Genomic DNA, 13271 nt, shown 5'->3' with positions numbered 1-13271 from the left:
GCGCCGGTCAAAGCATGATCCGGAGTTCGCCTCCGCGCGCCGGGCGCGCCCGTCAGAGCTCCGAGAACAGGCCCCAGAAGGCGCCGGGCGCGAGCGCGTCTTGCCGGTCGTGGCCCTTGCCGCTCGTCTCGCACCAGATCACCGGATAGCCCGCGTCGCAGCCCTGATAGCGAGCGCACGGCGCGGGGTCCTCCGGCACCGGCGCGGCCTCGGCGTCGCAATGGTTCAGCTCGAGGAGGCGATCGCGCTCGGCGTGATTGCGGTCGATCGGGTTGTCCTCGTCGTCCGCGTCATGGATGAAGATGCGCGCCACCCGCCCGACGCAATCGCGCGGCGTGCCCGGCGTGCCGCCCGAGACCGTGCCGGTCGCGCGGAGTTTGTCGCCGCGCTTGCACTCGAGCATGTTGATGAGCCAGGAGCCGCTGCTGTAGCCCGCCGCGAACACGCGCGACGTGTCCGCGCAGGTGTTCGCGAGCACGTCCGCCAGCATCTCATCGAAGAAGGTCAGATCCGGTCCGTTCGACGAGGCGTCCCAGCAAACGCCGTCGGAGACGCCGGCGCCGCGCACCAGGATCGCGTCGTCGCCGGTCACGTTCTGCATCGGGACGTTGTTCGTCGCGCTCGAGCAGCCGTGGAACATGAAGACGACGGGATAGGCGCGCGTCGGCTCATAGTTTTCGGGCAGCCGCACCCACCAATGCCGCTCGACCGACGCGATGGTCTTCGCGGGCTGCTCGACCCATTCGTTGAGCGCCTGGCTCGGTGCCTTTTCGCAGCCCGCGCTCGGCGTCGCGCTCATGCCTCCGCCGCCGCCAGCGCCTCCGTCGCCGCCAGCGCCGGAGCTGGCAGCCGTCACGCCCGACGAGCCGGCGCTGGCAGCTCCGCCGCCGCTCGTCACACCGGCGCTGCCCGAGCCGCTGGCCGAAGAACCCCCGCTGCCGGCGCCGCCGCCTGCTCCAGACACCCCGCTCGGCGAGTCTTCACTCTGACAGGCCGTGGCGAGCGCCACGGCGAAGAGCGCCCCCCACGTGCTTCGGCTGATCATCGAGCTCGGCTCCTTCCCCGTCGCCCCGGACCGGCGGCGAGCGCTCCGAAGATAGCCGAATCAAAACGCTCGAAACCCGATCAATCCTGCCTCGGCGGGCTCGGTCCCGGCCTGCAAAGCCCGGCCTCGCCTCGCGCGCCAGCGCTCACGCATCAGCTCGCCGGGCGGGGGCGCAGGGCGTCGCCGCACGCCCGCTCTGAGCCGTCGCGGCGGGGGCCGGCCATCTTAGAGGCTGCCCCATGTCCGTGCACCTCCGCGTCGTTGGAAAGCCCCGTCCGCCGGACCGCCCTGCCGGCGCGCAGCTCACCTCACCCGACATCCTGCGTGGCCTGCACGCTCGGAACCCCGCGGCGGAGCGCCGCCTGCTCGACACCTATGCGGGCCTCGTCGAGCGGATGCTGTTTCGCATCCTGGGCGACGTCCGGAGCCTCGAGGATCTGGTCCAGGACGTGTTCGCCCGGGTGTTCTCCCGCATCGACGACGTGCGCGAGCCCGAGGCGCTGAAGCCCTTCATCACAAGCGTCACGGTGTTCGTCGCGCGCGAGGCGCTCCGCAAGAGGCGCAGGCACCGCTGGCTCGCGTTCTTCGCGAGCGACGAGCTGCCGGAGGTCGCGGCCAGCGCCGATCCGGAGGCCCGGCAGGGCGTGCGTGCCTTCTACCGCGCCCTGGAGACGCTCGACGCCGACGATCGGCTGGCCTTCACGCTGCGCATCGTCGAGGGCCAGGAGCTCGCGGAGGTGGCCGCTGCGTGCAAGGTGTCGCTCGCCACCGTCAAGCGCCGGATCCAGCGCGCGGAGCTCGCGTTCGTCGAGCGCTGCAAGAAGGATGAAGTGCTGTCTTCCTGGCTCGCGGAGGGCGACCGATGGACCTGAGGACCAAAGACGTCGCGGCCGTGGGGCGCCGGGTCGCCGCGCACCAGGATGCCGCGCTCGAGCGGCGGGTGCGGCCGTCGACCACGGATCGACTCGAGGCGATCTACCGCAAGGAGGCCGCGCTCTCGCTGAGCGCCAGGGCCGCTCCCCGCTCGCGGCGGCTCGGCGTCGCGCTCGCTGCGGCGTGCGTCGCCGCTTCGGTCCTCTGGTTCGTGCTCTTCCGGCCGGGCGATCCGTTGACCTATCAGGTCGCGGGGGCGCCGGGCGCCGTCGGCCGGTGGGTGGCGGCGGACGTGTCGCAGGTCGGGCTCGATTTCTCGGACGGGTCGCGCGTGGACCTCGCGCCCGGGACGCGCGCCCGCGTGACCGAGGTCGGCCCCCGGGGCGCGAGCGTCCTCCTGGAGCGCGGCTCGCTGCGCGTGCGTGTCGTGCATCGCGACGACACCCGATGGGTGGTGGCCGGGGGCCCTTTCGAGGTCCACGTGATCGGCACCGAGTTCGACATCACGTGGAACACGGAAGCCGAGGAGCTCACGGTCTCGATGATCACCGGCCGCGTGCGCATCCTCGGCCCCTGCGTCGACCCCTCGGGGCACGCCCTCGCCGCCCCCGAAGCGACGCGGCTGGCGTGCGCGGCTCCGCGATCCGCCGCGCCGCGGGCGTCGTCGCCGGCGCCTGATCCGGAGGCCACCCCCTCCGCGCAGCCTCCCGCGCCCCTCCCGGGCGCGAGCGCCGCCGCATCCGCGCCCGCGCCCGCGCCCGCGCCACCCACCCTTGGCGCGCCGCGGCCCCGCGCGGGTGAGCCTCTGGCCGACGCCCCCGCCGAGCGCTGGCGCGCGCACCTCGCCGCGGGCAAGCTCGGCGAGGCGCTCGCGGACGTGGAGCTCCTGGGCATCGACACGGTGCTCGGGCGTGCCGGCGGCGCGGAGCTCGTCGATCTCGGCTCCGCGGCGCGGCTCTCGCGCAAGCCGGACGTCGCGGCCAGGTTCTACGAGGCGGCGCGGCAGCGGTTTGCCGGGAGCGACGCCGCGGCCGCCGCAGCGTACCACCTCGGCCGCATGGCGTTCGACGGGCGCGGCGCGTGGGCGGAGGCCGAGCGCTGGTTCGCCGTGTACCTCGCGGAGAGGCCGCGGGGCGCGCTCGCGCCGGAGGCGCTCGGCCGCTCGATAGAGTGCGCGAGGAACCTCCAGCTCCGCGCGCGCGCCCGCGAGCTCGCCGCGCGCTACCTCGCGGCGTACCCGAACGGCGCCCACGCCGGGCTCGCGGCGACGCTCGCCCATGGGGCCGATTGAGGGTTCCGCTCGGCACCCTGAACGCTGGATCGAGCCTCCTCCCGCGGAGGTCGCGGCCGCCGCGCCGGCGCCGCCTGCGCTCGCCGGGGGCGCGCGCCGTGGCGAGCTCGATCGGCTGCGCGCTCGTCGCTTTGCTGGCGTTCGTGGTGTTCGCAGCGCCGTGCTCCGCCGACGAGGCAGCGCCGATCACGGTCGTCGCGGGCGCGCGCGGGGCGCTGGCGTACCGGCTCTCGCAGGAGCTCGAAGCGGCGGGCCTGCAGGTGCACGTCCAGGCGGGCCCGGCGGCGGCTGGTGCCGGCGGGCTGCTCATCGTCATCCCCGAAGGCGAGGAGGGGGCCATCGAGATCTGGTCGGACTCGAGCGGGCGCGCGGACCTGGTCGCGAGCGTGGCGCCCGACGGCCCGCTCGACACCCGGGTGCTCCGCGCGGCCGAGCTGGTGCGGGCGCTCCGGTCGACGGCGTCGACGGCGGGGGCCCCCGCCGGAGCCGTCGCACCGGAGCCGGCGGCCGTCGCGCCGGCCCCGGTCCAGCCCTCTCCCGCCGCGCCTCCCGCCGCGTCGCCCGGTGAGGCATGGCGGAGCCCGCCGCTCCGCGCCTGGGCGCCGCCCTCGCCGCCGTTCGCGGTGCCTGCGGCGCCCAGGGCCCCGCTCGTCGAGGTCGGCGTCGCGATCGCCGCGGGATGGCAGGCGCCTGGCGCCTCGCTGGCGCTCGATGCCTCGCTCCGGATCTGGCCCTCGGCCCGGATCGGTGTCGGGCTCCTGGCGGACCTGTCGATCGTCGGTCCGGACATCGAGGCGGCGGAAGGCAAGGTTCGCTTTCGCCGCTCGCTCTTCGGCGCCGAGCTCACCCTCGCGCCCATCGAGAGGAGCCGTCGGTTCGGACTCGTCCTCTCCCCCGGCGTGGGTCTCGGTTACGTGAGCGCGTCCGGCGATGCGAGACCGCCCTATATCGACAGCGACGAGTCCACGTTCACCGCCTTGGTGTACGGGCGAGGCGAGGCGCGTTTCCGGCTCGTCGACTCCGTGGTTCTCACGGCGGGCGCGCTCGGCGGCGCGGCGATCCCGCCTGTCGACATCCGGTTTGCAGGACGGGTGATCTCGACATTCAGCCCGCTCGCGTCGTTCTCGCTCGGTGTCGTCGTCCAGCGGTGAGCCGCCGCAACGACAGGCGGCCATTCATAGGAGCAAGCCACGCGCACTTCTTCAATCGAGATCGGAGAGACCTCCTTGAAACAGCTCCTCGTACCTGGATGCACCGCGCTCATGACGCTTGTCGCCGCATGCGACAGAATTCCACTCGATCCCATACGCGATGAGGGCGCCGGAGGTGGCGCGACCGGAGCGGGCGGGGCCGGCAGCGGCGGCGCAGGCGGCGCAGGCGGCAGCGACGCCGCCGTCGGCAGCGGTGGCGCAGGCGGCAGCGGCGGCGCAGACGGCAGCGGCGCAGGCGGCAGCGGCGGCGCAGGCGCCGGCGGCGCCGTCGGCAATGGCGATCCTCTGTGGAGCCGGCACTTCGCCGCGAACCCACGCCAACCCCACGTCTGGGTGGGCAGCCGCATCGCCGTGGACGAACCCGGCAACCTCGTCGTCGCGACGACGGTTGCCGATGGCGTCGACTTCGGCGACGGTCCGCTCTCGACCGGGGGCGCCCTGGCCTTCTCCCTCGCGAAATTCGACGGCGAAGGAGAACCCCTCTGGCACAAGGAATTCACCGGTTCCGTCTACCCGCATGACGTCGCGGTCAACCAGGCGGGGCTCATTGCCGCGACGGGGGTGGTTTACGGGACCGGCGTCGACTTCGGAGGTGGTTTGCTCGTGGGGCAGGAGTCGGGGGGCGACGCCTTCGTGGCCGTCTTCACGGCAGACGGAGATCACGTCTGGTCGGCTCGGGTCGGCGTCGATGGTGATCAGTGGGCGGATAGCCTCGCCATGGATGCAGCCGGGAACGTCGTCGTGGCAGGGACGTTCATGGGCCAGATCAGCGTCTGCGGCGCCTCGCTGACCAGCGTCGGTGACATGGACTCGTTCATCGCGAAGTTCGACCCTGCGGGGAATTGCCTCTGGAGCAAGCAGCTCGGCTACACGGAGATCCACAACGTCGCGCTCGACGCGTCGGGCAGCGTCGTCCTCGCCGGCAGCTTCGGCGACTATTTCGCCGAGGCGATCGACCTCGGCGGCGGGCCGCTGACCACCGCGGGCAGCGAGGATATCTTCGTGGCGAAGCTCGACGCTGACGGTGAGCACGTCTGGAGCAAGCGGTTCGGCGACGAGGCGCTCCAGAGGGCGTACGGCGTCGCGGTCGACGGCGCTGGAAACGTCGTCATCAGCGGGACGTTCCTCGGGAGCGTGGATTTCGGCGCAGGTCCGCTGGTGAGCGAAGGAGGGTACGGTCCTCTCGAGCCCGGCTCTGTCACGTGGGGCGGCAATGCCTTCGTGACCAAGCTGAACCCGGCGGGCGAGCTCCTCTGGGCGAAGCGCCTCGGGCAATATGGGCCGCAGACGGCGCTGGACGTCGCGGCGACCGCGGACGGCGAGCTCGCGATCACCGGCTTGATCTACGGCGACGTCGACTTCGGCACGGGCCTGATGGACTGCACCTACGGCGATGCCTTCGTCGCGAAGCTCGATGCGGCGGGCACGGTCCGCTGGGTGAAGCACACCGGCGGCAGGGAGCAACAGTACGGCTATTCCACGGCCATGGACGCGACCGGCGACGTGTACGCCGCCGGGCCCTTCCTCGGCACCATCGACTTTGGCACGGGGCCGCTGGTGGCTCCGACGTCTACCCGGGCGATCTTCCTCGCGAAGTTCGGCCCCTGAGGCCGCGGCCGGCGGCCCGCGAGGCGGCTCTCAGCGCAGGCAGGCGCCGAGCCATCGCGCGGCGTTCTGTCCGAGGGCGGGGCCGAGGAGCTCGGGGGGCAGGTGAAGGCCCTGATAGGTGCCGATCGTGCGGGCCGATTGATGATCGGCGGTTTGACGAAAGAAGCGAAACTTGTCCTCTTTCAAGAGACCCATGTTCGACTCCACCTGCAGGTCCCACAGCTCCATGGACATGGGGTCCAGCCCGCTGGTCACGAGATCGGTCCCGAACAGGAAGCGCTCGGGCCAGCGAGAGAACAGCCTGAGGAGCTGTGCGCGTTCCCGCTCGAGGCTCGCGAACCCCTCTGTCGCCGGGCCGGCGGAGCCATGGCTCGTATCGACGAGGAGGCGCGGAAACGCCTCCATCAGGGACTCCATGCGCGCGAGGTCGGTGCGGCTGCCGCAGAGGTGCGCGCACACGAGCTGCAGGTCGGGGAAGGCGCGCAGGACCGCCTCGAGCTCGCCCCTGTAACGGACGGTGTTGGCATGAAGCAGAACCGGAACCGCCTGATCCGCGAGCGCTTGCCACATCGCCTGGTGCGAGGCGTCGTCGAGCGGACGCTCGTGGAAGAGGTTGTGCCCCTGATAAAGCTTCACGCCGCAGGCGCCTCGGCTGCGCAGCTCGGCGAGGTACGCGAGATCGTCGTGACCCAGATCCAGAGTGACGAAGGGAATGAGCTTTCCACGGTGAGCCGCTGCGGCGTCGAGGACGATGTCGTTGCCCGCGCGGTAGCCGGAGAGGCCAGCGCCGCCGCGGCCGCTGGTCAGGTCCGGGCTCGCCAGGATGACGGCGCGATCGACGTGATGCTTGGCCATGTGCGCGAGCAATGGTGCCACCGCGCTGGCCTCCGTCAGGTGCACATGGATATCGATGACCTCCTGGCGGGCCGGCGGAGGCGGCGACGAACGGCACCCCAGGACGGCGGCGAGCGCAGCGCCCCACGCGATGCTCCGGAAGCGAGCACCGCGATCGGCGCGCGAGCTCATCGAAGGAGGGCGATGAGGGCGGCGGCGACCACGAGAGCGATGAGAGGCGATTGAGCGATGCGGATCCATCGCCGACAAGGATACGCCGCGGCAGGGATGGCGCCATGAGAAAGGAGGGAGTCGTGAAGATATGAAAAATGATGTGAGCTGATGATTCGCTTCTGAGCCTGCTTTGTGCGAACGGTCGATGTTCGCGCCTCGAGGGCGAAGCTTCGCCCTGGAGGTGGTTGTTCATTTGTGCCCAGTGGAGTTATCTATGTCGCTCATTCCTAGCTCGGTTCGTCTCATGGGATTCGCGGCGCTCTGCGCGTCTTTGTTCGGAACGACATCTTGCTCGCGCTGGCTCGACGATGGCGCGGGCTCAGGCGCCGAAGGAGGCGGTGGCAGCGATGCCAGCGGCAGCAGCGGAAGTGCCGGCACCGGCGTCAGCGGCAGCGCCATCAGCGGTAGCGGTGGTAGCGGCGGCAGCGGTAGCGCCATCAGTGGCAGCGGTATGGGTGGGGCTGGTGCAGGCGGGGCTGCGACCGGGGGCGGCGGAGCGTCTATTTGCGCAGACGACGCTTATGAGGCGAACGACGCGTCCGCCTCTGCGGCTCCGCTCGTCTATGACCATACCGACGACAGCCTCGGTCCCAGCGCGTGGTTTTCGAAGATCGACTTCGTCCTCTGCCAGGGCAACGAGGACTGGTACATGCTCGACACCACCTCTCTCGGGATCGAGGAGGTCAACTGGAGCCTTCGGGTCCTGGCCTCTGGAGCAGGGCTGTGCGGCTCCGGTTGTGAGCAGTACACTCCGCCCCCCGGTCCAGAGAACACGTTGATCGTGGAGGTCTACAGCGCTGCCACGATGGAGCTCCTCGGGGCCGAGGAGAGCGATCATGGACGGGTATGGCTCGACGGAGGGGGCGCGGATTCGGCGAACGATCTGCTGCTCCGCGTCTATGGGCCGCCCGAGGCGAACTACCCGTACGACATGAGCTTCGTCGCCAAGTCCTACGAAGGGGAGGACGAGTGCGAGTGCTGATCTTCGCCTAGCGCCGCGGCGCCCGCGCTCCTCTCTGCTTCCGTGTCCCGGGGGCCGGGCGGCCCGGCGCTGCCTCGCGCGCCGCCAGGAACGAGCTCGACGCCCGCTCAGCCCTGCTTCGGGGCCTTTATCGGCACCCGCGCCCAAGCGCTGCCTTGCCCAGCGCTATGGCCGGGGAGGGGCCGTGAAGCTCGCAAGCGCCGCGGCGAGCGCGGCGTCATGTCTGGCGTCGATCGCCAGGAGGGCGCGTCGGAGCGGCGGCCACGCGACCGCTTGCACCACGGCGCGGAGCCGCTGCCGCCCAGCGTCGTCGAGCCTCACGGCGAGCGCCATCGCCGCGGTCGCCCTGGCCTCGGGCTTTGCGCTGACGTCCTCCACCGCCCTCCACAGCCATCGGGTCTCATCGCGATGCGCCGTCCGGTAGGTACCTTCTTTGGCGAGGTTGAGCGATCGCGCGCGCGCGATCCACGCTGGCACGGTCAAGCCGTTGCGGGAGAGCTCGTCCTGCCGCTCGACCGGGTCGCTCTGGCGGTATCCCTCCAGGGCTTGATGAATCCGATCCACGATCGCCGATGAGTCGAAGCGGCCCCCGGACTGCCAGAGGGTGAGAAATCCACCTCTCCTTGTCGCCACACCGACGAAGTGGTTCCCATGTCCCTCATCGTCGATGTTGTCCCAGGTCGAGGCCGACATGATGTCCTCGTAGTGGACGAACGTTTTGTCGACCAGCACTCCATCCGAGCCCACCACAACCCTGGTCCTTCCGGTGAAGCGGATGAGGAGCGTGACCAGCCCGAGGAAAAGCAGCAAGGCCGACAACGCGAACCATGCGCCGCACGAGGCGCCTGCGGCGATGATGATGAGCCACACCAGGACCTCGAACCTCCATCCGCCCGAGGGGGTCGGGAACCTCGCCACGCTCTGCGATGCGTCGAACCCGAGGCGCTTCAGGAGCTGGTGTCCCCGCTGCGAGCTCATGACACGCACCGTGAGCGGCGAGCGGAAGCGTCGGTGGATCCAGAGCGTCGGGCCAGGCTGGCCGTGCTCCAGAAGGAGGGCTGAGCGGATCTCTTCGCGGCGCGCGACGAGCGCGTCATCCACGAACAGTCCGTGCGCGTCGATGCCTACGGATCGGATCGGCGCATCGTCCATGGGGCCTCTTCTTCTTCTTTCGGGGGTACGACACTCGCTCTTGGCAGGCGAGCGCCGCTCATCGCGTCTGGCCCGGCGCAACCGACCTTCTTGCTGGCACCGCCGCGCCCGCGCGCGGCGAACTCGCCCGGCGCGCCAGGCTCACCACCTCCTCGGCGCAGCCCCAGCCGAGCGTCACGCCCGCGCCGCCGTGGCCGTAGGCGTGGATGAGCCGGACCCCACCGGGCAGGCCTGCCGGGTCGACCGCCACCCTGGCGCCACCGTGCCGGCCCGGGCGCAGGCCGACGGCGTGCTCGATCACCCGCGCACCGGCGAGCTCCGGGACGAGGGCGGTACACCGCGCAAGGATCGCCTGCCCGGTCGCGACGCTCGGCGCGAGTTCCGACGCGCCCGGCTCGAAGGTCCCGCCGAGCACGACATCACGGCTGCGCGGGTGCACGTAGGTCGCGCCGGCCGGGTTGTCCTCGTCGCGCACCGACGTATGCAGGCCAGGATTGCTCACCAGGACGACCTGCCCGCGCACCGGGTGGACCTCCGGGTCGCCGGCGAGCGCTCTGGCGCCCAGGCCTGCCGCGTTGACGACGACCGGGGCGAGATCGGCCACGTCGGCGAGCCGCGCGATACGCCGCCGCAGCAGCACGCCCCCGCCGCCGGTCACGCGCTGCACCAGCCAGTCGAGGTACGGCCCCATCTCCGCGGTCGGCACGGTGAACCGCCACTCGCCGGCGAACGGCGCCGGCACGTCGGCGCGCCGGACCACCCGAAAGTCGCGGACCGCAGCCGCCCACCACGGCTCCCGCGCGACAGGCCCCCGCAGCAGCATCCGGGTACGCCGCATCACCACGCCGGGCACGCCGTGGACCGCCTGCGCTGCCAGCTCGTCGAAGGTCCGCCGCGCCCAGCCGAGCACCGAGGGATCGCCGGCCGTGTGGGTTGGATACCAGACCGCCGCGGCGACCCGTGAGACCGTCCGCGCCGGCTCGTCGGCCGTCACCACGGCCACCCTCGCCCCCGCCTCCTGCAATCGCGCCGCGCACGTAAGACCGACGATGCCTGCGCCGACCACCACCACGTCATGGTTCATGCGCCAAGCAAACGGCGAGCGAGCTCGGCTGTCCAAGACCAGCTCCTTACCGTATCATAAGGAGCGCTTATCACCCGAAGCCCATGGACCTGCGCCGGCTGCGCTACTTCGCCGTCCTCGCCGAGGAGCTGCATTTCACCCGGGCAGCCGGCCGGCTGCGCATCGCGCAGCCCGCCCTCAGCCAGCAGATCAGGGCCCTGGAGCAGGAGCTCGGCGCCGCGCTCATCGACCGCGGCGGCCGGGGGTGCGCGCTCACCCCGATCGGCAGGCTGGTCGCCGACGAGGCCTCGGCACTGCTCGCGCAGGCCGCGGCGGCGCGGGAGCGGATCGACGCGGCGGTGCGCGGGCAGGGCGGCCGGATCCGGCTGGCATATACCCGCTCGGCCCGGGGCGGCCGGGTCGACGCCCTCGTCGCCCGCTTCCGCGCCGAGAACCCGTACGTCGAGGTGCTGGCCGAGACCGGCTGGACCGCGCCCAACGTCGCCGGGCTGCTCGCCGGTCGGCTCGACGTCGCCTTCGTCCGTCCCCCGGTGACCGAACCCGGCCTTCGCTGCCGCTTCGTCGACACCGAAGAGCTGTTGCTCGCCGTCCCCGCGGATCACCCGCTGGCGCGGCGCCGGGCGATCCCCCGCGAGCTGGCCGCCGGCGAGCCGGCGGTGATGTGGCCCCGAGAGAACGGTCCCGGCATGTACGACCGCATCGTCGGTCAGGTCTGGCCTCGCGGCGGGTTCAACCTCGTGCGGCACGAGCCCGACGACGAGCAACTCCTGCGCGCCGTGGCCGGCGGCGCCGTCGTGGCCGCCGTGCCCGCGGGCCGCGCCCGCGCCCTGCGGGTGCCCCGCGTGCGGCTGCGCCGCTTCACCGCGCCGGTGCCCACCGTGGACATCGCGCTGGCCTACCCCGCGCAGGCCGACAATCCGGCCGTCATGCGCCTGCTCGCCCTGCTCGAGTAGCGCGCGCCGGCCAGCTCGGGGGGGCCGACCCTCTCGACGCCGATGCCGGAAGGCCCCCCAGCGCGCCCGCTCAGCCCTGCTTCGGCGCCTTCATCCGCGCCGGATCCACGCTCACGTCCCGCGCCACCTTGCCGAACGCATGGCGCTCCGGTCGCCGTTCCGCTCCTCGATGACCACGCGCCGCACCGACCACAGCTCCGGGGCGCCGGCGCGGTGAAGATGACGCACCTCGGATGGCGGCTGAGAATGCGCCCGGGCGCGGGTGCCCATGCGGCCGGTGTAGTTCCCGAACTGCGGCGGCGCACCGCAGCGGCGGGAGGGCGTCAAAGCGTCTGATTGAGGAGCACGCTCACGCTGTTGCTGCCGAAGTTCGCGGTGGCGAGGTCGAGATCGCCATCGCCGTCGAGGTCCCCCACCGCCACGGCGATGGGACCCGGGCCGACGCCGAAGTTCTGGGCGGCCTGGAAGGTCCCGTCACCATTGCCCAAGAGCACGCTCACGTCGCTGGAGAACAAGTTCGCGGTGGCGAGGTCGAGATCGCCATCGCCGTTGAGGTCCCTCACCGCCACGGAGAAGGGACCATCGCTCGCTGTAAAGTTCTGAGCGGTCTGGAAGGTGCCGTCGCCGTTGCCCAGGAGCACGCTCACGTTGTCGCCGTTGGCGTTCGCGGTGGCGAGGTCGAGGTCGCCATCGCCGTTAAGGTCCCCCACCGCCACGGAGATGGAACCATCGCCGGCTGCGAAGTTCTGAGCGATCTGGAAGGTGCCGTCGCCGTTGCCCAGGAGCACGCCCACGCTGTCGCTGTTGGTGTTCGCGGTGGCGAGGTCGAGGTCGCCATCGCCGTTGAAGTCCCCCACCGCCACGGAGGTGGGACCATCGCCGGCTGCGAAGTTCTGAGCGGTCTGGAAGGTGCCGTCGCCGTTGCCCAGGAGCACGCTCACATTGTCGCTGCTGAAGTTTGCGGTGGCGAGGTCGAGGTCGCCATCGCCATTGAGGTCCGCCACCGTGACAGAGAAGGCAGCATCGCCGGCTGCGAAGTTCTGAGCGGTCTGGAAGGTGCCGTCGCCGTTGCCCAGGAGCACGCTCACGTTGTCGCTGAACTCGTTCGCGACGGCGAGGTCGAGATCGCCATCGCCGTTGAAGTCCCCCACCGCCACAGAGAAGGGATTCAGGCCAGCTGCGAAGTTCTGAGCGGCCTGGAAGGTGCCGTCGCCGTTGCCCAGGAGCACGCTCACGTCGTCGCTGCCTTCGTTCGCGACGGCGAGGTCCAGCGCGCCATCGCCGTTGAAGTCCCCCATCGCGACAGATCTGGGTTGCCCCCCGGCGGCATACTCCACGCTCGGGCCGAACAGGCTCCTGGGCTGACAGACGCCCCCCTCGCAGAACCCGCCCGTGCAGGGCGTGCCGTCCGGACTCGTGGGATTCGAGCACGCGCCGGTGGCCGGATCGCACACGCCCGCTTCGTGACACTCGTCCTGCGCGGTGCACTCGACCGGGTCCTTGCCGACGCAGACCCCCCGCCGGCAGGTATCGGTCTCGGTGCACGCGTTGCCATCGTCGCACGAGGTGCCGTTGGGCTTCTTCTGGCTCTTGCAGATGCCCCAGATGCAGACATCGAACGTGCACGAATTGCCATCGTCGCACTCGGTGTAGTTCGGCCGCGCCGTGTGCTTGCACTTTCCCCAGGTGCACCGGTCGCGGGTGCACGGGTTGTCGTCGTCGCATTGCGCGTCGCACGTGCACGCGCTCCACCTGTGCTCGTCCGCCGCCTCGCCCACGCCCTCCGCGTCGAATTCGCCAGCCGCAGCGCCCTGCTCGGCGACGTCGCAGCCGCTCGCCGCTCCGAGCCAGGCTCCCCCCGCGACGAGCGCCGTGGCCCCCCAGGTTCGTAACATAGGCATCTTCCCCCCTTTGCACTCCGGACGATGAAGCCGCGACAGGGCGCGTGCCGCCGTCCGGCACAACCACCTCGGCGCGAGGAGAGCGGCCGGTGGACAACGTCAC

The 13271-nt window shown here is 71.4% G+C and carries 11 protein-coding genes; 6 read left to right on the top strand and 5 right to left on the bottom strand.

Annotated elements, in window-relative coordinates; genetic code table 11:
- Positions 1-52 precede the first annotated feature (52 nt).
- Positions 53-1045, bottom strand: a complete 993-nt coding sequence (locus WME97_RS37170) for an alpha/beta hydrolase family esterase (RefSeq protein WP_437544828.1) — start codon at positions 1043-1045, stop codon at positions 53-55.
- A 239-nt stretch (positions 1046-1284) separates the two neighbouring features.
- Between WME97_RS37170 and WME97_RS37165 the strand changes: the two genes are divergently transcribed.
- The 4 genes from WME97_RS37165 (at position 1285) to WME97_RS37150 (ending at position 6028) form a co-directional block, all read left to right on the top strand.
- Positions 1285-1917 (top strand): RNA polymerase sigma factor, encoded by a 633-nt coding sequence (locus WME97_RS37165; RefSeq protein ID WP_437544827.1) that lies wholly within the window; start codon positions 1285-1287, stop codon positions 1915-1917.
- On the top strand, positions 1908-3209 hold the full coding sequence (locus WME97_RS37160; RefSeq protein ID WP_437544825.1) for a FecR domain-containing protein: 1302 nt from the start codon (positions 1908-1910) through the stop codon (positions 3207-3209). Before WME97_RS37165 ends, WME97_RS37160 begins: the two co-directional genes overlap by 10 nt.
- A 98-nt stretch (positions 3210-3307) precedes the next feature.
- Positions 3308-4360: a hypothetical protein gene (locus tag WME97_RS37155; RefSeq protein WP_437544824.1), complete on the top strand. Its 1053-nt coding sequence runs from the start codon at positions 3308-3310 to the stop codon at positions 4358-4360.
- A gap of 75 nt (positions 4361-4435) precedes the next feature.
- A complete protein-coding gene (locus WME97_RS37150) occupies positions 4436-6028 on the top strand; it encodes a hypothetical protein (protein WP_437544823.1) in 1593 nt (530 codons plus the stop codon).
- A gap of 30 nt (positions 6029-6058) precedes the next feature.
- On the opposite strand, the gene WME97_RS37145 is transcribed toward WME97_RS37150, so the two are convergent.
- Complete coding sequence (locus WME97_RS37145) at positions 6059-7054, bottom strand: amidohydrolase family protein (protein WP_437544822.1); 996 nt, start codon at positions 7052-7054, stop codon at positions 6059-6061.
- A 493-nt stretch (positions 7055-7547) separates the two neighbouring features.
- On the opposite strand from WME97_RS37145, the gene WME97_RS37140 reads away from it, so the two are divergent.
- Positions 7548-8078 (top strand): hypothetical protein, encoded by a 531-nt coding sequence (locus WME97_RS37140; RefSeq protein WP_437544821.1) that lies wholly within the window; start codon positions 7548-7550, stop codon positions 8076-8078.
- Positions 8079-8243: 165 nt separating this feature from the next.
- Here WME97_RS37140 and WME97_RS37135 read toward each other — a convergent pair whose 3' ends face one another.
- Both WME97_RS37135 and WME97_RS37130 read right to left on the bottom strand, forming a co-directional pair.
- Entirely contained in the window at positions 8244-9230 is a 987-nt protein-coding gene (locus tag WME97_RS37135) for a hypothetical protein (protein WP_437544820.1), read from the bottom strand.
- Between the two features lie 58 nt (positions 9231-9288).
- Entirely contained in the window at positions 9289-10314 is a 1026-nt protein-coding gene (locus tag WME97_RS37130; RefSeq protein ID WP_437544818.1) for an FAD-dependent oxidoreductase, read from the bottom strand.
- An 83-nt stretch (positions 10315-10397) separates the two neighbouring features.
- Here WME97_RS37130 and WME97_RS37125 point away from each other — a divergent pair, with 83 nt between their 5' ends.
- Positions 10398-11267: a LysR family transcriptional regulator gene (locus WME97_RS37125; protein ID WP_437544817.1), complete on the top strand. Its 870-nt coding sequence runs from the start codon at positions 10398-10400 to the stop codon at positions 11265-11267.
- Between the two features lie 323 nt (positions 11268-11590).
- On the opposite strand, the gene WME97_RS37120 is transcribed toward WME97_RS37125, so the two are convergent.
- Positions 11591-13162, bottom strand: coding sequence for an FG-GAP-like repeat-containing protein (locus WME97_RS37120; protein ID WP_437544816.1), 1572 nt, complete (start codon positions 13160-13162; stop codon positions 11591-11593).
- Between the last annotated feature and the right edge of the window lie 109 nt (positions 13163-13271).

The sequence above is a fragment of the Sorangium sp. So ce367 genome (genome assembly GCF_051520455.1).
GTDB lineage: Bacteria > Myxococcota_A > Polyangia > Polyangiales > Polyangiaceae > Sorangium > Sorangium cellulosum_B.
This window is presented reverse-complemented; position numbering and strand designations above follow the sequence as displayed.